Source organism: Peribacillus sp. NPDC058075, assembly GCF_042885195.1.
Taxonomy (GTDB): Bacteria; Bacillota; Bacilli; order Bacillales; family DSM-1321; genus Peribacillus.
Genome location: NZ_JBHVSL010000001.1, coordinates 2,279,200 through 2,304,126 on the forward strand (window position 1 = coordinate 2,279,200; position 24,927 = coordinate 2,304,126).

The 24,927-nt window shown below is 38.7% G+C and carries 28 protein-coding genes and 3 pseudogenes; 10 read left to right on the forward strand and 21 right to left on the reverse strand.

All coding sequences use genetic code 11. The features are described from left to right. Positions 1-5: 5 nt before the first annotated feature. Both ACFVS1_RS11290 and ACFVS1_RS11295 read right to left on the reverse strand, forming a co-directional pair. Entirely contained in the window at positions 6-1,274 is a 1,269-nt protein-coding gene (locus ACFVS1_RS11290; protein WP_387547347.1) for an MFS transporter, read from the reverse strand. A 93-nt stretch (positions 1,275-1,367) separates the two neighbouring features. Beyond that, the gene (locus ACFVS1_RS11295) at positions 1,368-2,966 is read right to left on the reverse strand and encodes a long-chain-fatty-acid--CoA ligase (protein ID WP_387547350.1); all 1,599 of its coding nucleotides are present in this window, start codon (positions 2,964-2,966) and stop codon (positions 1,368-1,370) included. Positions 2,967-3,664: 698 nt separating this feature from the next. Here ACFVS1_RS11295 and ACFVS1_RS11300 point away from each other — a divergent pair. From ACFVS1_RS11300 to ACFVS1_RS11310, 3 genes and pseudogenes are all read left to right on the forward strand, one after another. Further along, positions 3,665-3,787 (forward strand): gamma-type small acid-soluble spore protein, encoded by a 123-nt coding sequence (locus ACFVS1_RS11300; RefSeq protein ID WP_387547353.1) that lies wholly within the window; start codon positions 3,665-3,667, stop codon positions 3,785-3,787. 345 nt (positions 3,788-4,132) lie between these two features. Further along, positions 4,133-4,279: pseudogene (locus ACFVS1_RS11305) on the forward strand (IS5/IS1182 family transposase); the annotation flags it as partial. A gap of 151 nt (positions 4,280-4,430) precedes the next feature. Next, positions 4,431-4,838: an Hsp20 family protein gene (locus ACFVS1_RS11310; RefSeq protein WP_387547355.1), complete on the forward strand. Its 408-nt coding sequence runs from the start codon at positions 4,431-4,433 to the stop codon at positions 4,836-4,838. Positions 4,839-4,902: 64 nt separating this feature from the next. Here ACFVS1_RS11310 and ACFVS1_RS11315 read toward each other — a convergent pair whose 3' ends face one another. The 8 genes and pseudogenes from ACFVS1_RS11315 to ACFVS1_RS11350 form a co-directional block, all read right to left on the reverse strand. Then, a complete protein-coding gene (locus ACFVS1_RS11315; RefSeq protein ID WP_387547358.1) occupies positions 4,903-8,034 on the reverse strand; it encodes an SbcC/MukB-like Walker B domain-containing protein in 3,132 nt (1,043 codons plus the stop codon). Continuing rightward, positions 8,031-9,176 carry an exonuclease SbcCD subunit D gene (locus ACFVS1_RS11320; protein ID WP_387547361.1) on the reverse strand — a complete coding sequence of 382 codons (1,146 nt, stop codon included), beginning with the start codon at positions 9,174-9,176 and terminating at the stop codon, positions 8,031-8,033. The genes ACFVS1_RS11315 and ACFVS1_RS11320 overlap by 4 nt, the downstream gene beginning before the upstream one ends. Positions 9,177-9,338: 162 nt before the next feature. Beyond that, positions 9,339-9,767 carry a DUF2621 domain-containing protein gene (locus ACFVS1_RS11325; RefSeq protein WP_048685984.1) on the reverse strand — a complete coding sequence of 143 codons (429 nt, stop codon included), beginning with the start codon at positions 9,765-9,767 and terminating at the stop codon, positions 9,339-9,341. A gap of 80 nt (positions 9,768-9,847) precedes the next feature. Next, the gene (locus tag ACFVS1_RS11330; protein ID WP_352924433.1) at positions 9,848-10,153 is read right to left on the reverse strand and encodes a DUF3219 family protein; all 306 of its coding nucleotides are present in this window, start codon (positions 10,151-10,153) and stop codon (positions 9,848-9,850) included. A gap of 127 nt (positions 10,154-10,280) precedes the next feature. Next, on the reverse strand, positions 10,281-10,508 hold the full coding sequence (locus ACFVS1_RS11335) for a sulfurtransferase TusA family protein (protein WP_387547365.1): 228 nt from the start codon (positions 10,506-10,508) through the stop codon (positions 10,281-10,283). A 41-nt stretch (positions 10,509-10,549) separates the two neighbouring features. Then, positions 10,550-10,945 (reverse strand): annotated as a pseudogene (locus ACFVS1_RS11340) (YeeE/YedE family protein); the annotation flags it as partial. Positions 10,946-10,979: 34 nt separating this feature from the next. After that, positions 10,980-11,456 carry a CcdC family protein gene (locus ACFVS1_RS11345; protein ID WP_352924430.1) on the reverse strand — a complete coding sequence of 159 codons (477 nt, stop codon included), beginning with the start codon at positions 11,454-11,456 and terminating at the stop codon, positions 10,980-10,982. Between the two features lie 391 nt (positions 11,457-11,847). Further along, entirely contained in the window at positions 11,848-12,555 is a 708-nt protein-coding gene (locus ACFVS1_RS11350; protein ID WP_352924429.1) for a cytochrome c biogenesis protein CcdA, read from the reverse strand. Between the two features lie 255 nt (positions 12,556-12,810). Here ACFVS1_RS11350 and ACFVS1_RS11355 point away from each other — a divergent pair, with 255 nt between their 5' ends. Further along, on the forward strand, positions 12,811-12,984 hold the full coding sequence (locus tag ACFVS1_RS11355) for a Spo0E family sporulation regulatory protein-aspartic acid phosphatase (RefSeq protein ID WP_352924428.1): 174 nt from the start codon (positions 12,811-12,813) through the stop codon (positions 12,982-12,984). A 186-nt stretch (positions 12,985-13,170) separates the two neighbouring features. Here the strand turns inward: ACFVS1_RS11355 and ACFVS1_RS11360 are convergent, their stop codons facing one another. After that, complete coding sequence (locus ACFVS1_RS11360; protein ID WP_387549310.1) at positions 13,171-13,383, reverse strand: DUF4183 domain-containing protein; 213 nt, start codon at positions 13,381-13,383, stop codon at positions 13,171-13,173. 303 nt (positions 13,384-13,686) lie between these two features. On the opposite strand from ACFVS1_RS11360, the gene ACFVS1_RS11365 reads away from it, so the two are divergent. The 4 genes from ACFVS1_RS11365 (at position 13,687) to ACFVS1_RS11380 (ending at position 16,307) form a co-directional block, all read left to right on the forward strand. Then, on the forward strand, positions 13,687-14,043 hold the full coding sequence (locus ACFVS1_RS11365; protein ID WP_387547370.1) for a DUF4183 domain-containing protein: 357 nt from the start codon (positions 13,687-13,689) through the stop codon (positions 14,041-14,043). A gap of 324 nt (positions 14,044-14,367) precedes the next feature. After that, the gene (locus tag ACFVS1_RS11370) at positions 14,368-14,766 is read left to right on the forward strand and encodes a DoxX family protein (RefSeq protein ID WP_241594264.1); all 399 of its coding nucleotides are present in this window, start codon (positions 14,368-14,370) and stop codon (positions 14,764-14,766) included. A 738-nt stretch (positions 14,767-15,504) separates the two neighbouring features. Next, positions 15,505-15,681, forward strand: a complete 177-nt coding sequence (locus ACFVS1_RS11375; protein WP_387547373.1) for a hypothetical protein — start codon at positions 15,505-15,507, stop codon at positions 15,679-15,681. 41 nt (positions 15,682-15,722) lie between these two features. Next, on the forward strand, positions 15,723-16,307 hold the full coding sequence (locus tag ACFVS1_RS11380; protein ID WP_387547376.1) for a hypothetical protein: 585 nt from the start codon (positions 15,723-15,725) through the stop codon (positions 16,305-16,307). Positions 16,308-16,796: 489 nt separating this feature from the next. Here ACFVS1_RS11380 and ACFVS1_RS11385 read toward each other — a convergent pair whose 3' ends face one another. From ACFVS1_RS11385 to ACFVS1_RS11410, 6 genes are all read right to left on the reverse strand, one after another. After that, positions 16,797-17,918 carry an NADH-dependent flavin oxidoreductase gene (locus ACFVS1_RS11385; RefSeq protein WP_387547379.1) on the reverse strand — a complete coding sequence of 374 codons (1,122 nt, stop codon included), beginning with the start codon at positions 17,916-17,918 and terminating at the stop codon, positions 16,797-16,799. A gap of 69 nt (positions 17,919-17,987) precedes the next feature. Continuing rightward, positions 17,988-18,302 carry a thioredoxin gene (gene trxA / locus ACFVS1_RS11390; protein WP_387547382.1) on the reverse strand — a complete coding sequence of 105 codons (315 nt, stop codon included), beginning with the start codon at positions 18,300-18,302 and terminating at the stop codon, positions 17,988-17,990. Between the two features lie 51 nt (positions 18,303-18,353). Beyond that, on the reverse strand, positions 18,354-18,737 hold the full coding sequence (locus tag ACFVS1_RS11395; RefSeq protein ID WP_387547385.1) for an IDEAL domain-containing protein: 384 nt from the start codon (positions 18,735-18,737) through the stop codon (positions 18,354-18,356). A gap of 100 nt (positions 18,738-18,837) precedes the next feature. Then, positions 18,838-19,257: an RrF2 family transcriptional regulator gene (locus ACFVS1_RS11400; RefSeq protein WP_101221650.1), complete on the reverse strand. Its 420-nt coding sequence runs from the start codon at positions 19,255-19,257 to the stop codon at positions 18,838-18,840. Positions 19,258-19,436: 179 nt separating this feature from the next. Continuing rightward, positions 19,437-19,715, reverse strand: coding sequence for a spore coat protein (locus ACFVS1_RS11405; protein WP_387549312.1), 279 nt, complete (start codon positions 19,713-19,715; stop codon positions 19,437-19,439). Positions 19,716-19,731: 16 nt separating this feature from the next. Then, positions 19,732-19,938: a hypothetical protein gene (locus ACFVS1_RS11410; RefSeq protein ID WP_352924415.1), complete on the reverse strand. Its 207-nt coding sequence runs from the start codon at positions 19,936-19,938 to the stop codon at positions 19,732-19,734. Between the two features lie 184 nt (positions 19,939-20,122). Between ACFVS1_RS11410 and ACFVS1_RS11415 the strand changes: the two genes are divergently transcribed. Continuing rightward, positions 20,123-20,308, forward strand: a complete 186-nt coding sequence (locus ACFVS1_RS11415) for a spore coat protein (RefSeq protein ID WP_387547389.1) — start codon at positions 20,123-20,125, stop codon at positions 20,306-20,308. 75 nt (positions 20,309-20,383) lie between these two features. Next, positions 20,384-21,075, forward strand: a pseudogene (locus ACFVS1_RS11420) (zinc-binding dehydrogenase); the annotation flags it as partial. A 323-nt stretch (positions 21,076-21,398) separates the two neighbouring features. On the opposite strand, the gene ACFVS1_RS11425 reads toward ACFVS1_RS11420, so the two are convergent. From ACFVS1_RS11425 to ACFVS1_RS11440, 4 genes are all read right to left on the reverse strand, one after another. Further along, positions 21,399-21,614, reverse strand: a complete 216-nt coding sequence (locus tag ACFVS1_RS11425) for a YneF family protein (protein ID WP_034312934.1) — start codon at positions 21,612-21,614, stop codon at positions 21,399-21,401. 84 nt (positions 21,615-21,698) lie between these two features. Then, complete coding sequence (gene sirA, locus ACFVS1_RS11430) at positions 21,699-22,139, reverse strand: sporulation inhibitor of replication protein SirA (RefSeq protein ID WP_352920891.1); 441 nt, start codon at positions 22,137-22,139, stop codon at positions 21,699-21,701. Between the two features lie 280 nt (positions 22,140-22,419). Further along, entirely contained in the window at positions 22,420-24,423 is a 2,004-nt protein-coding gene (gene tkt, locus ACFVS1_RS11435; RefSeq protein ID WP_352920893.1) for a transketolase, read from the reverse strand. A gap of 222 nt (positions 24,424-24,645) precedes the next feature. Then, on the reverse strand, positions 24,646-24,882 hold the full coding sequence (locus ACFVS1_RS11440; protein WP_387547394.1) for a DUF896 domain-containing protein: 237 nt from the start codon (positions 24,880-24,882) through the stop codon (positions 24,646-24,648). Positions 24,883-24,927: the final 45 nt, after the last annotated feature.

A 24,927-nucleotide genomic window follows, 5' to 3' on the forward strand; every position in this document is an offset into this window, starting at 1 on the left:
CCTGCTTATGAGGACTTAAGGTCAAGGTTATCAGAACTTTTATTTTTAAGTTTCCCGGCCGGTTTAACGAATATCGCAAACAGGATGCCAAAAGCAAGTACAAGGATGGCCATGAACAATATCGATAGGTTATATCCCAATAGTTGATTTCCTCCAGCTAAACTTATGATATAGCCAGTTAATAGAGGTGCAACAATGCCCGCTAGATTTCCTGATGATGTTAAGATGCTTGTCATCAATCCCCCCCGCTCCTGCATTTCATTGATCATGATCGTTGGTCCGATCGGTAGAATGGCATATGTAAGGCCCTTTGCCAAACACATGGCGACTATCACCCAGATTGGATTTTGAAATACCATGATTGAGGAGAAGAACAATGCACCAAGAATCATGGCGCCCGCGACGACGAATACCCTTGATGATCGCCAATTCTGGTTTTTCTTGAATAAATGATCGGACGCCATCGAAACACCCATATAAATACATACGGAAACGACTCCGATTATCGCAATGCTGGTTCCCATTTGACCTGGAGTCATTTTTACGGCTTCCACTAAATAAATCGGGAGCCAAACAGAAAACCAAACAACTAAAATATACGTTGAAAAATAAGCGAGCGTAGTAAACAAAGCAGTAGGTGAAGCCAATAGCAGCAAAAAGTCTTTCACTTTTATTTTTTCCAGTTTTTGTTTCTTTTTCTTTTGTACATTTTCGTATACTTCAACCGGATTTTCCTTTGTTAAAAATTGAAAGAGGAAGAACCAAACAAGGCTTGCTGCACCAAGTGCTGCAAAGGCAACCTTCCAGCCAAATATCGTAATTAAGGAAACGAGGATCGGTGCCACGATCATCGCACCAACGGTTCCTCCGCCAACAACCACCGAATTGGCAAAGCCTTTCAGTTTCGGCGGAAACCACTTATCGGCATGACTGTAAGCAATCGGGCTATAAGGCCCTTCGAATGCACCCAGCAAAATCCTGTATAGAATTAATAATGGAAGAGCGGTGATGGCTAAGACCCCGAATTGCAAGACGGTCCATGTCAGCATTATGAACCCCAGCACTTTTTTAGCCCCCAGCCGATCAGCCCATGCTGCCCCAAAAATCCCTGTTACTGGGTAGAGCCAATAATAACTGCTTCCAACAAGACCCCACTCCGCATAGGTAAGATTGAATTCCTTCATGATGGGAACAGCTGCGAGACCCACGATCGATTTATCTGCAAAATTGATGACGGCTCCAAAGAATAATAGAATGAGAACAACCCAACGCATATGAATCCCTCCTCTTCTTTATTTTTGTTTACAAACTGGCATGACTTCCAACGTAAGCTTCAACTTAGATGTTTGAACCACATTCCCCCTCTTTCAATCCTTTTCTAATTCCTCTTTAATTAACAATCTTTTTAAAAGTTTACCCACTGTATTTCGCGGTAGTTCCTTTCTCAATTCAAATACTTTTGGTACCTTATAAGGCGTCAATTGGGAATAACAATATCCTTCTATTTCTTCAAGATCCACGGAAGCGCTTTCTTTAGGTACGATGAATGCTTTCACTATTTCGCCTTTTTCTTTATGGGGGATGCCAACCACAGCTGCCTCTTTAATGGCCGGATGTTCATACAGAACCCCTTCTACCTCCTGCGGATAAATATTGAATCCGCCGACGATGATCATTTCTTTTTTCCTGCCAACGATATAGAAATATCCTTCATCATCCATCACAGCAAGATCGCCAGTATATAGCCAATCATTCTGTAAGGCCTTTTTGGTTTCCGCTTCGTTATTCCAATAACCCTTCATGATTTGCGGGCCTTTTATGAGCAACTCCCCGACGCATGAGTTAGGCACTTCATTATTTTCATCGTCAATGATCATACAGTCCGTGCCTGGAAATGGGATGCCAATGCTTCCTATTTTCCTTTTTCCGAAGGGCGGATTACGATGAGTGGAGGGTGAAGCCTCCGACAAACCGAAACCCTCTCCGATTTTGGCACCGGTCAGATCCTCAAATCGCTTAATTACTTCAACCGGCAGGGGCGCCGATCCACAAGAACAACTTTTCAAACAATTCAATCCATAGTTTTCAATTCCTGGATGATTGACGAAAGCGTTATACATCTTTGGAACCCCTGGAAAAAAAGTCGGACGATACTTTTTTATTTTTGCAAGTACATCTTCAAGTTCGAATTTAGGAAATAAGAGGATGGCAGCTCCAATATAGATACCTAGATTCATTGCACTTGTCATGGCATAAACATGGTAAAGAGGGGTAGCTGCCAAAATGATTTCTTCCCCAGGCTTCAGGGAATCCCCATACATTTCATAGCTCTGCACGACATTGGAGGTTAAATTATGGTGAGTAAGCATGACACCCTTCATTTTCCCAGTGGTGCCTCCAGTATATTGGATGACCGCAGTATCTTCATGGGGGCTTATCACTACGGGCTTCTTAATCGCATCCCCGGTTTCAATCATCGTTTGAAGGGAATAAGAACCATTTTGATCATTTTCCGCATCAATGCAAACATCAAATTCATATATCGCTTTCGTTTCTTCGATTGTATTTGCAGCTGTTTGGTCAAATACAATATTCTTGGTATTTGAGTCTATTAAAATTTGCAATAGTTCCCGCGGTTTATACATGGGATTAATTTGTACAACCAACAGACCCAGTGCCTGGGCAGCGTAATAACTGATAATGAAATAAGGATGGTTAGCCATCATCAGACCAATCCGTTCACCTTTAACAAAGCCCATTTCTCTCCATTTACCAGCAAGTTTGTCTACCTGCTTTTTTAAATTCTCATAATCCATTGACTGATCTTCATAAATGATGGCTGTATGGTGTGGAAACTTACTTGCTGTTATATCAAGCAGTGAATAGACGGATATTTCCGGTAGCTTCATAGATTTCATACTTTTAACATACCATTGCTCCCATGGTTTATTTATCGTTTTTCGCACCATTATCCCTCCACACATAAACGAATTTCATATCGTGCATGTTTGTTTTATACTTATATGATTATGCAACTAGCATGCCAAGTCCTACTTTTGTGTAAAATCGCTTAGTATCAAAAACATTCAATTCATTAATGAATTTTATTAGCATATAATGCCTTTCTGTAGGGGATTCATCGAAATGCCAATAAATCATTTTTGAATTAAATCAGGCTTTTATAGATTTTCTAACGATTTTTAAAATAGGTTTTTACCATAAAACGAGTACGTTACATGCTTGGATTGAACTCCTTCCGAACATGTAAATGAATTTTTGAAGGACTAGAATCCATGCGTACGATAAAAAGTGACAAACTCTCAGTGGGAATCTGTCCGTCTCTCCCCTAAAAATGGAATTCTGTCAGGGTTTTAGATTTTTATTTTCAAACTATTCTTTTCTTAAACCAGAATCACTTTTGAAACTTTGCAAAACTTTTTGTTTCTTTAACCTTTATTATATTTTTAATTCTAGTTAAGAATTGATATTACAGTATTGTAAAATGAATTTTTTTATCAACAAGGTCAAGATTTTATTAAACACATAATCTGCCCGATAGATAATGTAGAAAAATTCCCAACCCCAATAGATTTATTAAAGGAAAGCTATTTCCGGATACCACCTCAGAATGTTGGTTATGTTACTATCGTGGAGGTGAATTCAAATGCAAAAGAAAAATCAAACAGGTAACTTTAGACAAAACGCTGCTCAATCTGAAACTGAATTTGCAAGTGAAACCAATGCTCAGGAAGTAAGAAAGCAAAATAAACAATCAGAAAGCAGATAAAACAATAATACATGAAATCAGCTCTTCAAATGCTTCATCTGAGTATAAAAAAAGGAAGCCTAGGCTTCCTTTCAGACTGTAGACAAACTCGATGAAAATCGAGTTTGTCTATTTTTATGAGTTGGACAATGTGGCCGTTGATTTCCACTCCAGGCACTCGCTTTCCGCGGGCGGTCGGGGAGCCTCCTCGGCTTTGCCTGCGGTGTCTCCCCTAGACGCGCTTTTCCCGCAGGAGTCTCGTACCTTCCGTTCCTATCAACTTTGTTTTACCTTTTAGATAGAACCCTTTTTGCCTAGAGTCCTTTTTGTTTTAAAATAGAAGTACTAAAACTTGAGGTGATGAGGATACTTTCTAAACATGACTCTATTTTGCGAGATCAACTTGAAATGATTACGTTAGATCAATTAGTGCCGCCGAACCATTTGGTTCATAAAATGGAGGCTGCCATTGACTTCACTTTCATGTATGACTTGGTGAAAGATATGTATTCTGAGGTAGGACGCTAAAGTATTGTAATGCTATTTTCATTTTTTCAACCACGTTTTCGGAAAACTTTTTATCATCATCCATTTTCACTTTTTCATTCACCATTCTTCATGCTCCTAACATATAATACATCAAAGGAAAACCGGGGGTATCAACATGCAAGACAATCAATATGGATCGCAAATGAATGAGGTTGAAAAGTTTGATGAATGGGTAAAAAGTTTTTTTCTGGATCCGGAAACTTGTGCGCTGGATCATCAACTTTTTTCAATTGATATTTACGAAAGTGACGATGAGTATATGGTGGAAGCGGTTTTGGAAAATCATGATGTGAAAGATATAAAAGTTTGCCTATGTGATAATGAGCTATCGATCATCGTTGACGATACTGATAAGCAAATTCTTGAAAAAAAAGAAGATAAACTGCCCACACAGAGAAAAATCCCTTTCCCCTTTTCGATTTGCTCACGCAGAATTACCGCTGAATTCTCGAATCCGATTTTGGTGATTCGCATCCATAAGTTTTCCCCCGGAAAAACAGCTGAAGATATTAACATTGAGTAGTCCGTTCATTAAAAATAAAAAGAATGGCGTGGGGAACCTCCCCTTAGCCATTCTTTTTTCTTGATTACCCAGCAAAATAAAAGGACGTCCGGCTTCCTTTTTGTGTCGAAATAACTTGAAGCTGGGCATCGATTCTTTCTTTCAATTCCGGGACATGGGATATTATCCCGACCAATCTCCCGGTGCTTTGTATATCCATTAATGCTTCAATTGCATGATCAAGAGATTCAGGGTCGAGCGTACCGAAACCTTCATCGATGAACATCGTTTCAAGTGAAATTCCGCCAGCATTCTGCTGAACAACATCCGCAAGACCCAAGGCAAGTGCAAGGGAAGCCTTAAAGCTCTCTCCTCCCGAAAGGGTTTTGACATGCCTCTCTTGTCCAGTATATTGATCATACACAGATAACTCCAGACCGCTCTGGATATTCCTGCGTGTAGGATCAAGCTTTCGCAATAACTGATATCTTCCGCTTGTCATTTTCAGCAGCCTTGAATTGGCTTGTTTTAGGATATCATCTAAAAAGGCTGCCAGTACATATCGTTCAAAAGTTATTTTGAAGGAGTTTTGACCTTTGGAAATCTCAGACAGATGACCAACGATACTGTATCTTTCATCCAAACTTTTCTGTTCTTCCCTAATTTGCGCCAATTTCCCATCGATTTCTTCGTTAGTCCGTTTTTCAGCCTGCAACTCATTCTGATTTAGGCGTAAAGACTCCAATTCTCCATCTATGAAATCGAAAGTCTTTTTCAATCCTTCAAGATCCGGTTTGGTCACATCTTTTAATTTCATTTCCAAATCATGAAACAGACTTAAAACACTTTGCCAATTTTGATTATACTGCTGAACTTGGTCCTCCAGATTTCCAAGAGCTGCTTCCGATTTTTTTGCTGCCGTATATTCTTTATAATTGGAAAAGCCTTGATTGGTCATTTCCGTAATGAACTTTTCGCGCTCCTCTTTCAATTCTGTCTTGAAAGCCTCTATATTTCCACTCAAGGATTCTGTTTTTGCAATGATGGCCGATTCTCTTTCCTTCACCAGTTGAAGGTTTTTTTGTGCATCTTCCAAGGCCGATTGTAAGCGTTTCTGTGTTTTTACAGCCATTTGGTAAGCAGCATTATATTCTCCCTCTGTCCGTATTCCGTCTGGCAGGGAATCGGTTAATCCTGTTAGTTTTGTAGAGTTTTCAATATACCTCGTTTTCCCTTCGTCCTCTTTTCTTTCTAAAGAGATCAGATTCTCCTTAAGCTGGGATGCTTTCTCTTTTAAATCCAGCAACCTTTTTTCCAGATCATTGAATACAGACTTTTTCCGCATCAATTCTTTAAGATGCTCTTGCAGCACTTTTCCTTTTTGTACAAACTGTATCAAATGCTCTTCAATATCCTCAGACCTAAACTCCGGCATGTCATTTTGTAAGTCACTAAGCTTTTCTTGTAAAGACTCTTCCAAAGCATCATATTTGGATTTCGCTTGATAATATTCACTTTCCGCTTGGCTTTTTTGTTGTTCCGCAGACTTCAGTTTGTTTTCTTGCTCTTTCAGTTCCAAATCTGTCGGCATATGCTCATGCATTTGCGCAGGTTTTGGATGACTTTGCGAACCGCAAACAGGACAGTTTTCTCCAGAGTGGAGCATGGAGGCAAGCATCCCCGCTTGGCCTGATCGCCAGTTTCGATTCAGGGTTTCCAGTTTTTCCTTCTCCTGATTTTGTATTCTTTGTAACTCATGGAACCGATTATTCTTTTCATCCAGAACCTGTTTCGTATTAGTGATTTCATTAAGAACTTCTTGAAGCTTTTTAATTTTCGATAACGATGAATTATTTCTTTCTGCTTCAATTTCCTGCTCACGATAAAGGACAGCGGCTTTTTCCGCTTCTGTTTTTTCTTGAGCGACTTTCTCTGCTTCCGCTTCAATCGACAGATGTTCCGAAACAGTTTTTTCACGAAGTCGTTTACTGGTTTGCCACTCTTTTTCGTCTAAAGTAACCTGTGCTTTCAAGCTTGCAAAAGTCATGACAGCCTCTTTTACCTGCTCAAGCTGATGAACAGTTCGGATTGCCTGCTCTCTTTCATTTTCCTTCAGCATTTCTTTATCATAGGAATCCTGCTTCTCAATGCGCTCAGCCCGTAACTTATCGGACTGCTCACTTAACTTTTGAAGTTCGGCATTAGCATCTTGTACTTGTTTGCCGATACGCAAATAGTATTGTTCCTGCTTTTCAAGCGATGCCGCTTTGTGTGCCATTTTTATTTGGACCTTCACTCGTTCCATTTCTGGCAGCTTTGCTTCAAGAGCTTCCTTTTCTTTTCGCAGTGTTTCTTTTTCCGAAAATCGATTTAATAAATCGACAGCTTTTGAAAGTTCTTGATTTACTTGATCACGAGCTTTTTGCTTTTCCTGTATTTGTTTATTTATATACTCATTTTTTTCTGTTGCTTGCAAAATGACTTCCTGTAACAAAGGCAATACCTGCTGTTCATTAGGCTCTTCCCCTTGTAATTGCGCCAGCAATTCTCCATGATTGCCAGGCTGGATGCTTTTCATTAATTCCATTCTTCGTTGAGCACTTTTTTCACTTTGCTTTCTTAGGACGGAAGCTTCTTCTTTTAATTTTTCTTCTATTCGTTTATAAAGTTCAGTATGAAATAATTTCTGAAGAATCTGTTCCTTATCCTTGCTGTCGGAAGTTAACAGTTTTCGGAATTCATTCTGAGGAATCATCAGGATTTGCCGGAATTGATTCGCATCAAGACCAATGAGTACCTTTATTTTTTCTTCAACTTCTCGCACATTTGCACCGAGCAATTTTTTTCCTTCTGCCAATATCTCATATAATTCTGCCTTCGCTCCAACCGTAGTTGTTCCTTCACCTGCCTTTTTCTTGCGTTCCTGCTGCGGCGACCGGGTCACCAAATACGTTTTTCCACGCAGGGTAAATTGTAAGGAGACTTCTGTCAACATATCATCTTCTGCAAACTGACTTCGCAAATCTTGTCCGCTACGATCTTCACCGCTGGCTTTACCATATATCGCAAAACTAATCCCATCAAATATCGTTGTTTTCCCTGCGCCTGTCTTTCCAGAAATGACAAACATGGTCCGTTCTCCAAGGGAATTAAAATCAATGGTTTCCCTTCCTGCATATGGCCCGAATGCCTGCATCGTTAAAATATCCGGTCTCATTTTAAAGCCTCCTCTTTCTTAACAGCTTCAATTACCGAAACCATCAAATCCTGCTTTTTGGAATCAAAGTCCCGATCTGTCATTTCTTGATAAAACGTCTCGAACAGGTCCAATTCTGATTTCCGTTCATCTTTTACAGAAGAGAAGGAATTTTTTCTCCTAAGGTCGGTCAAATCCCATTTACGTTCTAGATGTAGTACGTTCGGATAAATCTGGCGCAATCGATTAATGGGATCGATGAGTGCCCCCTCATCATTTAGTGTTATTTTTAAATAGTCATCCATTTTTTGCGATTGATAAAAAGCGGGATCAAGCAACTCTTCCATCGATCCGGATATTTCCCTCATATCGAACTTGGGTTCCAAAGAACGATAGCGTAAATCAAAGCTTCCATCTTCTTTCATATCGACGATGGAAAGCGACTTATTCTGCTTGGCCTCGGAAAAAGAATATTTTAATAGTGATCCAGAGTAAAACACCTTAGGATGACGTATCGCGTCTGGACTATGTAAATGCCCAAGTGCGGTATAATCGAACGCATCGAATAAGTCGGATGAAACACAGCCAGAACCACCCACCGACAAGACCCTTTCCGAATCGCTCGTTTTTCCGCCTAATACAAAAGCATGTCCTACGAAGACATTCGGCTCATCCTTATTGAAATTCTCAGCAATCGTTCCGGTTATCCGCTTCATCGCTTCTTGATGGGAATGGATACGATCATCTTCAAAAAGATGGCGAACCGTTCCGGGTTCTGCATATGGAACACAATAAAAGTTCACTCCCTTGATGCGAACCGGCTCACAAGTTTTTGTCAATTTCCCATGAATGTATAACTGACTATGACGATACCATGATGAACCGAATGAAAGTCTTTCCGCAGAATCATGGTTTCCCGATATCGCAACGATCGGTGTATTCATTTTCACATTAATCGTATAAAGGATTTCATCAAGAAGTTCCACCGCTTCAGTCGGCGGAACGGACCGATCATATAGATCACCGGCAATCACAACGGCATCCGGTTTTTCTTCTTCGACAATTTCTATGAATTGCAAGAGCGCATGCCTTTGGTCATCTGTCATATGTACCCCGTGAACGATTTTCCCTAAATGCCAATCAGCCGTATGGATAAATTTCATAGTTTCACTCCGTCCTAATTTTTACTTACTATTATTATATCAAAAATTTTACGAATAGCATGGTTTGGGTACAGACGTTCTAATTTTTACCACACTGCACCTTTCTTTTGAAAGATTCAGAATAAAAAAAGCAAACTCCAAAAGAGTCTGCTTTTTTCATCATTAGCTGAATAAGTGTTCATATGGAACCATATTCACCTTTCTTTCAGCTAATTTTTTTTGTAAAAATTTATGGTCACGTTTTGGTGTGGCTATGATATAGCCGCGTATCACTAAATCTTCCGTAATATCGCCCGCTTTTTCCTTTAACGCCAGCTCTCCGATTTTCCCTGCGATTTTATGACGTGCAACGTCACGAAAAAGTTCTGGCACAGGGCTCACTAAATCCTCTAATAATTCCTTTTGCTGCTTTGACCATAAGTGCTTTGTTTGCTCCAAATAGTATTCTTCCCAATCCATATCGGATTTCCCATCTTCTTTGGGAAATCTTTTCAGGAACTTTCGAAACATGAAAAAGCCACCTATGCTCATCAATATAATTAAAAGGGCTACCCAAAATAGAATAAACCATAAAAACCATCCGCTAAGCAAAGTACCACCTCTTATGTATAGAATGATCGTCACTATCATTATAGACAGTAACCCATATCTTTACAAGACTGGCAATGCAATCAATCCTGACCGTTCACTTCCAGCAAGACAAGCGAAAAATCCCCCACCGCATTTTCTTCATATAGATTCGTGACCGAAGTTGCATAGTTAAAGATCTCTGCACGAAACTCCTCGTTTGACTGCGGAATCTTTAAATCAAATACCATTTGATAAAGCAGTGTTGTAATATCATGATATTCACTATGTGTAACCTTGAAATTAAAACTGACTTTTCTGCTTTCCTTACCTTCGGAATCCTTTACAGTTTCAGAAACAAAATCAGTAACATGCAGTGGAACATCGTTTAAAATGACCTCGTCTACCATTATCAACATCTCCTTAATAAAGTGGTTAAAGATATGTTATCACTAGAAGCTTTCAGAGCCAATCATTCAGCTTAAAAAAATGAAAAAACATGCAAAGGAAACCCGAGCACGTTTTCTTCGTATCAATTTACTTTCCCTTTTTCACGATTATACGCCATTTAGCGTCATCGATTTGCTCAAACTCCGTGATTTCATGACCTTCAGTAGCAGCCCAACGCGGAATGCTCTCCGTTGCTTGTGTGCAATTGAAATTAATGATCAATTCCTCTCCTTTTGCCATGTCCACTATCGCTTCTTTTGCTTCCACTAAAGGGAATGGACATACCATCCCAGTCGTTTCCAATACCTTTGCCATTTATATTCCACTCCTTGATTAAAAAGTTTTTGACTCGTATCTTAAGCCGCTTTGGGTGCAGCGGCTGTTTGTTTTTGCTTACGGATAATCGTGAAATAAGTTGCTACCCATGTACCCAGCAGGAAAAAGACAATCGCGATCCAACCCTGCCAAGCAAATAGTGCCGAGTTCACCAGACCATTTCCGATTGTGCATCCCCCGGCAACACTTGCACCGAATCCCATGGTAACACCGCCAATTGCATTGTTACGTAACGTCCTCATATCTGGCAAACGCCAACGGAATTCCCCGCTCCCCTTGGCAGCAATGAAAGCACCGAGGAAAATGCCCAATACTAAAAACGTTCCCCAATCGATTAACGCATCATCACCTGTTATTAGGAAAGTTAAAATGTTCGCGGAAGGCGCTGTAATTCCCCAAGCAAATAAAAAACCCGAGTCTCATGAATGTCGACTCGGGTTTTTTAGATTATCACACCATACTGCTTCCGCCGAAACTGGCTGCTTTAACTTTTTTATATTGGTATAGCATGGCAATTCTCCACGGAACGATCATCGCAAAAGCTAGTAAGAAAAACATACCGCTCAACACACCTATTTCAATCGTGCTTCCAAGCATCAGTTTTGCCACCAGTCGAATTACCATGAGACCAATCAATATAAATATGAACGCCTTAGAGCGCAGAATATAAATTTTTTCATCTCTTACTTCAAATTTAGATGTTTTAATCAATAAGATGGAAAATAGCATCCCTGCAACAATAGCCTCCAGCAATTCGTATCGAGTCACACGGAACATCGGGAAAATAAACATTAAAGCACCCGTACTCATAAACAGCGGCGGTAAGATGATTTTTTTTTCATTCACCGGTTTTTTCGTTTCCTTCATCCGTAATATAAAAACACCTATAGCCATCACAATCGCTATACCTGTTGATAAATATATCATCTCTTAACCATCCCTTTTAACTAAAAATAGGTAAGTACCATTAAAAATTATATATGACTTCAATTTATAAACAAAGTATATATTACCTATTTGAGATAAACAAGGTGGTGTTATTAATTAAGCTCCCTATTGATGCTTCCACTGCCCCGTCCTCATTAAAAGGCTTGAAGAAAAATCTTGCACCCCAGCCTCTATAGACTTCGATAACCCTATTTCATATTTATGCTGTCCATCCGGCCTGAAATTCCTTATTAATTTCTTTGGTCAGGATTTAATTTTGATATACCGACAACTTAGTGACTGACCTTCGATCCAAAATCAACGAAATTGACACCCTCAGACCTAATAGTAGGCAATCAACTAGAATATTGAAAAAATAACTTATTATGGACTAAAAACCCGTGAAGCCACCGAATAGTCTAGACAGGACTGCAATTATTTTGGTCATCCAATCAAAAAACAAAATCACACCCATTACAATCATTAAATATCCGCCAGCCTTCATGATGTATTGGCTGTACTTTTTGATCCATTTCAATTTTCCGACAAAGAAGGATAATATGAAAAACGGTATAGCAAATCCTAAAATATAGGCAGTCATATAGCTCATGGCTGCACTAGGATTAGTTGCACCCAGTGAAATGACAGCGCCTAATAGAGGACCAGCACAAGGGGTCCATCCAGCCGCAAAGGCAAGTCCGATAAGAATGGAACCTATATATCCGCTAGGTCGGTTCTTGAATTCAAAGCGGCTGTCTTTCATCAAAGATTTCGGCTGAAAGATTCCTACAATGAATAAACCAAAAATGATAATCAGGATGGCGCCAATCTGACGAATTAATTCTTTGTAATCCGAGAAGAAAGAACCTAGGTATGATGTGCTAAAACCTATTGCAATAAAAACCAGAGAAAACCCAAGCAGGAAGAATAAAGTATGCAGCATGCTTCTTCTTTGGAGCATGGCGTTATCGGATTTGATTTCACCAACACTCATACCAGTGATATAAGATAAAAAGGCCGGATATAGCGGTAAGCAGCATGGCGAAATAAAACTCAGGAATCCCGCACCAAAAGCTAAAAACATATTAATATCATTCAAATAAGCTCACTCCTATGTATGTCAACCTATAAACATTGTAACAAATAAGATAAAAAAATACATTTATGGAACTTTGAATATTTCATGACAGCCAATTACTAAAACGGAATGGGGCGAAGGTTTAATGTTCCATAAGATAACTTATTTGAATTCATTAGTCCAAGCCGATATAATTGTTATATTCATACAGATTTTACAACGAACACATAAATTAAGGGTACCATAAAAAAATGTTGGGGCCAGAAAGGAAATATAATGGCTAAAAAGAATGAATTTCTCGAACAGATTGAATTGAAGAGAAATGAACTTATCAAGATTGTCGCTAAAGATGGTTTGAACTCACATGTTGCCGTTGAATACAGCCAGCAACTTGATCAATTATTAAATAAATATAATGAACTTTTTTATAATACCGGTACAAATTTTTAACCCAGTACCTCCCCCATTGATAACCACATATGTAATTATATGATTTATTTATGCTGTCAATCTCCCCTTTATATATTCTTTCTCAATTAGAATACATAGGCATGACTTTTGCTATATAAAAAAACAGGCAAGCGCTTTGGGCACTGCCTGTTTTCCTGTTTTTTCATTTAAAGTAATGCATAGAAATCACGTTGCTATATCAACATCGGATGTCGGTGCAAAGTTTGTCACAACAAGAACAATAGGAGATCCAGCTAAGATGGAAGAACCGTCCGGAACAGTGATTACAAGACTTCCTACCCCAGTGGCACCTGGTGTGTATGCTGTTAAATCCTCCATTTGCAGCACCCCATTAATAAACACCTCATACGAACTGTTTTCAGCACTTAATGCAGGCAGTACAGTTGCAGGATCACCAGTATCCGAGAAAAGCTTGCTGGATCAATTGAAAGCGTGGTTGGACCAGTCGATGTGGCAGTCGCCTCATAAAATAATCGGGTGACCAATGGATTCACATTGATCACCGAGGTAGCCGCAATCGCTAACTTCATTATTTTTAACGGCAAAATATTTACCTCTCTTCTCTCCATGCTATGACTTTGCGAAAGGAATTGTATAGACAATTTCCAAAAATGCTCCTCACGATAATCTGTACTTTTTATAAAATGTATAGGAGATAAGAATAGGGGAGAGTTTTTAGAAATGGACAATAAATATTGCCGATTCAAAGAGGATACTGAAATCCCGAGACCTTTGTTGTTTTTCCCTATGTGCTCTCCCAACGAAGTTCGCACAAGAATCCCCAAAAGAATCATTTCTTATGAATTTTACGCCATTGCAAATGGCTGCCAACGGATCTATGAAGAAAAAGACGGAATAACTGACATAGAAAATCAGGTAATACTGGATCGATCAAAGGTATCCTATATGAATTTATTCATAAATGGCGTATTGCAGCCCCATGATAATTACACCGTTGAAAAAGGAAAACTTAAATTGAATACGATTGATATCCCAATAAAAGGGACACCAATCATACTGCAAATGTTCATTATTTAAATGAACTGCCTGTTCCTAAACGATTCCTTAATTCCAGGTCGACTCCTTCAATATAAGTGAAATTGAATTTCATATACAGATCTTGTTAATTTGAGTAATTTAGAGTAATTGCGACTGTGAAACTCATGCTGAATCTCACCTGTTTTCTAAACCCTCCCTATTGAAATACGCCTTAAGAGATAAAATTATGTTTGACAAATCACTAAAATTATATTATCTTTAATTAAAGATAAATTAATTCGAGATAAAACCTCTTGTTTTTTTGGCATGAATCTCGAATTAAAGATATCTAAATTCAAAATAAAATTCCAGGAGGAATCATAAATGATTGGTATAGGTTTATTAGTTATACGTGTAGTAATCGGGTTATCGTTTGTTGGTCATGGGGCTCAAAAATTATTTGGATGGTTTGGCGGCCATGGCTTGAAAGGTACGGGAGGCTGGTTTGATTCGATTGGCATGAAGCCAGGAGTTACCATGGCCCTATTTGCTGGTCTTTCAGAGCTTATTGGCGGAGCTTTATTTGCTTTAGGACTCTTTACACCCCTTGCAGGTATATTAATTGCACTTACAATGCTCGTTGCGATCGTTAAAGTCCATGGAGCTAATGGCTACTGGGCAACTCAAAACGGTTATGAATATAATCTTGCCATTCTTGCAGTGGCGATTGGCGTTGCTTTAACAGGAGCTGGCCCATACTCACTTGATTCCTTTCTATTTTAAGGAAATCGCTTGGGTTTGCTAAATCTATACATTACGGATAACACGGAGTTGGTTTAATCCACTCCGTGTTTTTTTTGATCAGAAATCTTTATATTGGTTATCAAAGCTTAAAACTCGAGAAATGGATATTTCGATTATAGTGTTGAGGAAATAGGAACATAAGTTGTCCCATCTTTAAATAAGATGGTTTCAATATTGAAATGCAAACTACCCGTGATATCACTGCTGCACAGTAATTTTCACAAATGAGTTGGAAAAATGCCATTAAATTATAGAGTACCATCGAATCCTATTCTTTCTGTTCCTCCAAAAGAAAATTTTGGACGGAAAACAATATGTTCCTAATTTGAAATATCATGTCTAAAAACTAAGACTCATAATCAGGAATAATAGAGTAGTAATAATGAGAATGATCATAACCTCATGTTTTTTGTGTGTCCTCAATGAATCAAAAGAAACGCTAATTTTATAGAACTAAGTTATTTATATTCCCTCAGAGACCGTTAAAGTGCTCCTATCCCATCCTGAAGATAATAGAAATGGTAATTCAATTCACTCCTATGGCTTTCAGTATACAAACGATAGATATTTTGACTCTAGTACCCCGAGTGATGACATAATCATGTACTCTCTCATAAACCTTACTTCGATGAATATTCCTTAACACTTGAAGACAGAAAAATACTGTAATAAAAAGATCAATGAAAAAGGGGGCAAAATAAATGAGGTTTTTATCTTTTGTGTGACAGTATTTTTATTTCTTTTAGTCTTGCTGCAACAGGATTTGCCGAGGAAAATAGTACAAACGTTAGCGAAGAAAGACTGACACCAGAAGATTTGGATTATCTTGTAAATGAAGTCGGCAATACTCAAGAAGAATCCGAGATTTACCTGTTGAAGTTTCAAGACGATTAATTGAAGAGGAGGCTAAAGTTATAGATTCTGGATCGGAATTTATGGCTATATTTGATTCAGAAGTTACTAAACCAGGGCAAATCAGCACTTTTGCATCATTTGCTGCAACAACTTTAAATATGGGGGGAACTGTATATAAAGTAAAAAGTGATCGTTCAAAAGAAGATAAATTTTATATATACGGTAACTTTCAATGGCTAAAAACACCTTCATATACATTAGTTGATAAAATGACGATTGGTTTCCCTTCAAGTTCAGGACTGTACCTGCCAACTAGCGGAGGGAAAGTAAAACAACACCAGCATAGATATTCTCAAGATCAACAAGGAAATGGACGTTGGATTGATTATGCAATCAAGTATTCTCCAAGTAATTGGGAACCAAGTGCTGGTGTGGCTGGTTCATATGATATTAGGGCTTCTACTAGTAAAACCAAGCATAAAGGGTATAATGGACAATATGTATATGTTCCCACATCCAAAAATGGTAAAATAAACATTAAAATAACGTATGGTCATAGAAGAATTGCTGGTACGCCTTCTGTGTCAGTTTATCCGGCCGGTTTATCTATTACACCAACAACAGCTACAGATACAAGGTCATATGCATTGACGCTGACTTATTGATCTGTTGTTAGAATGGGGGGGCCATGAGGCAAGTCATTATTAATTTCATTTGCATTCTAATAATATCAGTGATCTTATTTTTTATCCTTAGCTATGATGCATCTTTAGATGAACATTTTATATTGTCTCTTTTACTTATCATTTCTCTGCAAATATCTTTGATATTAGCAATTCTGTTAAAAAGAAGGTAACATCAGAAAGCAGCCTTTAATTCATGATTGCTCTTTTGGCGTTACCTAACGTCCTTCCTAACCTTTTTCACGCGTTCCGTAAAGAAAGCCCCTTTCCTAACCAAAATTTCCGAATGTATCTGCCGTCGAGACTTAATTGTTGGTCAATGAAAATCCTTAATCTTTCTCCTGTTTTATTTTCCAAAAAGCTTAGAAATAGAATCATGCCACTTCCATTAACATAAAAACCCCGGTTAAGGAACACTTTATATGTGTTCCTTAACCGGGGTTATTTGAAAACCATCATGCATTTTTTACTTTATTCGACCCCTGGAAACCATCCTGGAGTGTGGATGATCGCTTGCCATAATGGATCTGGAATATCAAGTTGCAGCTGTTTATCTTTGTTAATTTTTGTCACGATTTCTGCTTCCCTGCCTTGTTCCACTTTTTGTACCCATTCAGGATCGATTATGATTTCACGCCCTAATGCGATTAATGGAATCCCGGATTGCAGTGCCTTGATCGCATCATCCGCTGTATAGATGGAACCAACACCAATTAAGGGAACTTGCTCTCCGATACGTTCTTTAATAATTTCCATTCGAGGTCGGTCAACGTCAGCTCCCCGTCTTGCTTTTGACCAGAAATCCATTAGTGAAACATGAAGATAATCCAAATCCTTTGTTACAAGACCATCAATTAATGCTAGTGTATCATCCATGGTGATTCCTGGTGTTTCCGGCTCCTCCGGTGAAAAACGATATCCTACGATGAACGGCTCCTTGGCATGTTCAGCAACAGCCTTTTTCACTTCATCCACAACCGCTAATGGAAAGGTCAGGCGCTTTTCAAGGGAACCGCCCCACTTGTCTTCACGACGGTTTGAATGAGGCGAAAAGAATTGCTGAAGCAAGTAACCATTAGCACCGTGAATTTCTACACCGTCAAATCCAGCTTCAATGGCACGTCGGGTGGTTTCACCAAAATCGAGAATGATCGATTCTATTTCCTTTTCAGAAAGTTGGCGCGGAACTGCTTTCCCTTCGCCTTCTGACGGGATATTGCTCGCACTGACAACATCGCCATTAACTAATTCCGGCGGAACCTCTCGGCCGCCATGAAAAATCTGGAGAATTGCCTTTGCCCCTTTCGCTTTAATCGCTGATGCCAAACGACTTAGACTAGGTATCAATTCATCCTGATCTCCGCCAAATTCCCCATGAAAACCTTTTCCATTTGCCGTCACGTAAGTACAAGCCGTTATAACCATGCCGACCCCGCTTGACCGACGTTCATAATAATTAACCTCTGCGTCGGTGACAGTTCCGTCAGGATTTGAAGAGAAATTTGTCATGGGCGCCATCACCAATCGATTTTTCAATTCTGTTCCTTTTCCTAAATTGAACGATTCAAATAATGGTGTATAATTAGAATTCATTTAGTAATCCTCCATTTTGTAACCCTCAGGTTTGTATAATAAATCGAAATCCGCAAACTCATTTAAATATCATGCATACTTTGTGATTAAGGCCGAAATGGCTTCTTTGGGCTGGAAACCAATAGCTTGATCTACCTTTTCTCCATCTTTGAATAAAATAAGTGCTGGAATTCCCATCACTCCATATTCGCTTGTTGTATTTGAATTTTCATCCACATTAAGTTTTACGATCTTAACCTGATCACCCATTTCCTCATCGATTTCATTAAGAACAGGGGCAATCATTTTGCACGGACCGCACCACGGTGCCCAAAAATCAACCAATACCAAACCTTCCTTGATTTCACTAGCAAAATTATCATCTGTAACATGTTCTATTGTCATGATCATTTCCTCCTTATATTATCCGAAATATTTATGGTCTTTACTCACCTTCTATTTAAAATCAAGTTTTGCGATTCTATTTCCCGGGATAAAAACCTCAGATTTCCTCGCATTCATTTTCGGATGGATTTTGATGGATTCCAATTTACCGGATAACTCCATAAACCATGTTTCATCTTTAGAAAGTAAAGCCAAATCAATTAAGGCCAAAAGATGAGTTTCGTTACTGATTTCTAGATCCGGCAGTTTTTCAGTCCATTTTCTTGGAATCCAAATCGATTTCCCAACCGCTTTTTCATTATCACTTTCCACCACGTTCACTTTAATAATTTCACGATTATCGCTCACATTTTCAACGAAGCCATGGATAAGTTCTCCATCTCTTGATTTTCCTTGTACCCAATCGCCATTTTTGAACAGATTGTTTTCAACCATTTCCTTAACACCCCGTTTATGTTCATTTAATATTAAAACTATAGTTATTAACTGTATTAATAAAATATACATTTTGTGTAAAGAAAAAACTAAATCAATATCACGGACATTGTTTAATTTTTTCCAAAAAGGTGCTGAGAGTTATATCTTCCAAATATTTTTCAAAATACAATTCTGCTTCATCGAATATTTGATCCATGACTACCTGGGTATTGGAAGATATGACACATTTTTTCTCCGGATCACCTGTACACCATTTCGGTTTCAAGGTTCCATGTGAGACCGTTATATAAATATCTGCCAAACTTACCTCTTCAGGATTACAGTCTAGAATATAGCCTCCGCCCACACCTTCTTTCGTTTTAACAAATCCCTTTTTTCTTAAGCAGCTCATCATTTTCCGAATCCTTGCCGAGTTTGTACAAACGTTTTCTGCGATGGACTCACTGCTTGCCATATGATCTGGTAGATAAGCTAAATAGACCAAACTATGCACAGCTATTGTAAAATCACTATTCACTTTTCGCATCCTCCTCAAGGAGATTACTGTAATTTTAATGTTTACAGTTGATAAAGTCAACTCAAAAAACTCAACAGAGTCCTCCACTTTGTTGATTACTTTATGATTGCAATGAAATTCCCTCCTATACACAAACGATTGAGGGAATTTCATTCATCTAATTTTGCAAACCGATAATATCATCGTTGAGAGAGATTCAAGGCCGTATTAGCTGCTTTCAGATTCACTTTCGATTGCTCACTTATATCCAGAGGATGATAATAACCTTTTGAAACCATGTAATCACTTATTAACCCATGTGTTTCTACAGCTGACCTCAGCTGTTCCCGTAATACAGCCCTCAATTCAGGAGAAGCTGTTTCTGTTATGGCGAAAGCCGTATTTCTTATTCCTGATTTGGCAGAATTCAGAAAGTCAGTAGCAATCACTTGATCGGTCATACCACCCACACTTGCCATATTTTGCAAAAATCAGTCATTGTCCTCCCTCCCCTTGGTTTACCAGGATTTCCTGTAATTTTTGAATATGCTCTCTTCCGTTGCTCATGTCTTGTAAAAGAATGTTTTTTAATTCCGTATCTTGGACCAACCCATTCATTGTAGAAGCTTTTGATAGACAAAGGCTTTTGAAGTTCAATATTTCATGCAGTTCTAACGTTTCATGCAGTCCCAACTTTTCCACTAGAAGCACCTCTCCTTTCAGTAACAATCACTTACTTATCTTTCGTTGTTCAAAAGCTCTTATTCATTTCTTTTCATTTTTTTCGAAGGTTAAAACCATTTGGAAAGCAACATGTAGTCCCCTGTATACCTGATTGCTGAATAGGGAAAATTACTTTTGTTACCTAGACTTAGGAGGTGAGTGAATGGAAAATGAAAAACTCGCATTTCACGAGACTATGGAGACGCATGAAATAAAAAATTTTAAGACAATATGTTGTTTTGATAATGATTTGAAAGCATTAATGGAAAAAGACGTACAGCAATCCATAGTAGCCACTAATGGACTAAAGACTTTTTACGATGGTGCCCGAACAAACTTTAAACAATGAGGTAAGCTTTCATGGAAATGGACTTTTTAGATCCCCAAGGTGCTGAACATATGCCTACATACGGATTACTTATGGAATTTCACTCCTTTTAAGATTCCAGAAGACTGTGAGATTGAAGATGAAAAATTGATATTACTCGCCGATGCAGCTTCAACCGCATTTTGGAGCGTTGACCATGCAGGAGTAAAACCAGGTGATACTGAAATCATCTTAGGCTGCGATCCCGTTGGATTACTCGTACAAAAATTCGCTTGGTTCAAAGGAGCGAAAAGAGTCATTGCCGTCGATCATCTCAACTAGCGTCTGGAACATGCAAAACGGGCAAATAAAGTCGAAATTGTAAATTTCGAACAATATGAAAACGCAGGGAATTATCTCAAAGAAAGAATTAAAGGCGGAGCCGATATCGGAATTGATTGTTCAGGCATGAGCGGTAAAATGACAACGGGGCTTAAGCTTCATGGCGGTGCCATGGGTAATGCCTCCCAAGCGGTCCGTAAAGCAGGAACCATTCAAATAACTGGTGCTTACGGAGGGCGTTATAATGGCTTTCCGCTAGGAGATATAATCAAAGAAACGTGGATATCAAGACCGGGCAAGCTCCCGTTATCCCTTATATGGCATATCACTATAATCTAATATCTGAAGGAAAAGTTGATCCTGGCGATGTCGTTACCCACATACTACCATTGGATCAAGCTAAACAAGGTTACCAAGTATTTGATACAAGGACAGACGGATGCATTAAAGTGGCGTTAAAGCCGTAAGTATTATTTAGAAAATTGAATGGCCAGGCACTCAAATTCAGAAACCAAACATGAATGATAGTAAGTTTCTGAATTTGATAAATCCTATGTAGTATCTTGAAAGACACATGTACTAGAATCCCTATAAATGAAACCTTTAAGCCCCATGATTGCGCTCTTGCTTATCCCCTACCAACACAAAAAACCCCTCTCTCTGATCTAGTTTCCACCAGAGAAAGAAGTTTCGGATTAGTAATGAAAGATAAAGCAAAAATAATGAAAATTTATGATGAAAGATTTACTCTTCACGGTAGTTATGATTTGCTTATCTTATAATTGCTATCTTATTTTGTTTGTTGTTTATTCATGGCGCTCATCATTTGATTAATCTTCTTTTGGGATGGTTTCATACCCATTTGCATCATCATCATTTTCAGCATCTGTTCGTTAATTGGCGGATTTTTCTTTAAGTAATCCATCATGTATTTACGAGCGATGAAAAATCCCAGCACTACTCCAGCAATCAATGCCAGTACGCCAACTAGAATGTAAACCCACATACTATTTCCTCCTTCGTGTTGTCTAACATCAGTGTACTAGACCAAAGGTTATTATACAATACCCGCTACTGAAAAGTCCCCCATTTAGACAAATTTTCTTTCTTTTATCGGTTTTAACCAACCGTATTTTTCATGTTCAAAATCAATGGCCAGAAAACTCGCTTCATATTTTCGAATACTTTCAAAGAAAGCCGTCTCCGCTTCATAGTCTCCTTCAGCTTTTAGAGTAATGGAATCTTGCTGAATGATTAAAACGGCTTTACTCGATCCGTTTGTTTTTTCTAAATAGTATTTTCCATTTTGATTCCCATAATTCATCTTTTTTTGCAAACGTTGTTCAATAGCTACCTGCAACTGGATAATCGGGACTGTTTTGGTGACATATTCGATTTGTTTTTGCAAAATACTCTTCAGTCTGCCCTTTGCTTGAATATACTCCAAAAACAAATTGAAAAATAGCTTTTCTCTTCCATAATAATGATGGGCAAATTCATCTTCGATTAAATAAATTTGATAGGTTCTCATCAGCCAATGCCTCCTAGCTTTCCTATTTTGGACTTACCACCAGGACCCTCTCCACTATTTTCCACTATTGATAACTTTCCCCTTTAACTGACACATTTAAACGAAATTTATTTATTCTCATTATATATTGACAAACTAAAAAGATATGTTGTTTGCTGGAGAAATTTTCTTCTTTTTTTGTCGAATGGAAGATTTCCATTTAGAAAAGGCAATATAAATCAGGATTGTTTTTGATAAAAAAACTGACACCAAACTAGTTGGTGTCAGTTTTCCATTACGATTAGTTAAGCATTTCCTTAACACGAGCAACTACATTCTCTACAGTGAAACCGAATTCCTCCATGATTTTACCGCCTGGTGCAGAAGCGCCGAAATGATTGATGGCCAATATTTCACCCTCATCACCTGCATAACGATCCCAACCAAACGGTGAAGCCACTTCGATAGCTAGACGTTTCTTCACTGCCGGATTGATTACGCTTTGTTTATATTCTTTAGATTGAGTTTCAAATCGATCCCATGATGGCATGCTGATAACAGAAACATCAATTCCTTCGTTCGCTAAAGCTTTCTGTGCTTCCACAGCCAAGTTCACTTCAGAACCAGTCGCAAGAAGTAATGCATCGGCTACTTCTTTCTTAGAAGCAGAGATGATGTAAGCACCTTTTGAAACACCTTCATACGCAGTTTCGGAAGTGTCTTTAATTGTTGGCAATCCTTGACGAGTCAATACAAGGGCCGTTGGTTTATTTGTAGACTCCATAGCCACTTTCCAGGCTGCTGCCGTTTCATTGCCATCAGCTGGACGGATTACCCCTAAGTTAGGCATTGCACGCAATGATGCCAATTGTTCGATTGGCTCATGAGTCGGTCCGTCTTCTCCTACAGCAATGCTGTCATGAGTGAATACATAGTTTACAGGCAGTCCCATTAGTGCTGCCATTCTTATGGCAGGACGTAGATAATCAGAGAATACGAAGAATGTTCCTCCGTATACTTTTAATCCACCATGAAGTGCCATTCCATTTAAAGCCGCACCCATTGCGAATTCACGTACACCAAACCATATATTACGGCCGCTGTAATTACCAGGTAATAGATCAGTCTCACCTTTGATGGCAGTATTATTAGATCCGGCTAAATCCGCAGAACCCCCTATGAAGCTAGGGACCCGTTTGGCAATTGCATTTAACACTTCTCCACTTGAAGCACGGGAAGCTAATGTTTTACCTTCTTCATAGACCGGAATTTCCTGATCCCAATCAGCAGGCAGTTCTCCTTTGATGGCCAGCTCCAATTGCTGTGCTAACTCAGGATGTGCTTCTTTGTAATTTTTGAACAATTCATTCCAAGCTTCTTCTTTTTGAGCGCCTGCATCAACAACAGCTTCATTGAAGTGTGAATACACTTCTTCCGGAACATGGAAGTCCTCTTCGAATGTCCATTTATATGCATCCTTTGTCAATTTAAGCTCATCTGCACCAAGCGGAGCGCCGTGAACAGCGGATTTACCTGAACGGTTTGGTGAACCGTATCCAATAACCGTTTTCACTTCGATTAATGTTGGACGTGCATCGTCGGTTTTCGCTTCTTCAATCGCTTTAGCAATTTCCTGAAGATCATTTCCATCCTCAACGCGGATATATTGCCATCCATAAGATTTGAACCGGTCTGCTACGCTTTCACTAAATGATTGACTTAAGTCGCCGTCAAGGGAAATATCATTAGAATCATATAAAACAACAAGTCTTCCGAGTTGTAGATGTCCAGCTAATGAAGCCGCTTCTGCAGAAACACCTTCCATTAAATCTCCATCTCCACAAATGCCATATGTATAATGATCGACAACATTATAAGAATCGCGGTTATAGCTTTCTGCCAAGTGACGTTCAGCCATTGCCATTCCGACTGCCATTGCAATACCTTGTCCAAGCGGCCCGGTAGTTGCGTCTACACCAGCCGTATGTCCGAATTCAGGATGTCCTGGAGTTTTACTGCCCCATTGACGGAAGCTTTTCAAATCATCGATAGATAAGCCATAGCCTGATAAATGAAGAAGGCTGTATAACAGCATAGAACCATGTCCAGCTGAAAGAACAAAGCGATCTCTATTAAACCAATCTGGATTTTTCGGGTTATGATTCATATATTCGGTCCATAGTTTATACGCCATCGGCGCTGCACCCATTGGCATACCCGGATGGCCGGAATTAGCCTTTTCAATTGCATCAATTGATAATGTACGAATCGTATTGATTGAAAGTGCATCTAATTTATCTAACATATTGTAAAAACATCCCTTCCTGTAATGTACCTCTTTATATTATAGTGACAAGCATAATATCACAACTAAAATCACTATTTACTGCCTCAATATTAAAATTTTCTAGAAATAAGAGAATCCCCTATTTAGATTAAACTAAATAGGAGAATACATACATGCATGCACTCTCTTTTTACTCCTAAATGCTAAGAGGATCCTCGTTCCATGAGAGGAATTCAAGCATTAATGTAAGTTTCTTTTTTTTTCTTTTATATTTTTTATCTTTTGAGGAGTGACGTCATTACCTTCTGGATCAACGACTTTCACATGCTCCAACGTATCGGTCATGGACTTTCTGAATGTTTCCAAATACTCACTTCTCAATTGGGTTTGCTCTTTCGCCTCAACTTCCGTCAAACCTTCAGTCCTTGCCTTTTTAGAAAGTTCATTAATACGGGTTAATTTTTCTTTTGATAACATAATTACGCTCCTTCATAATCTCCGGATATTGTCATGGTATTAAAA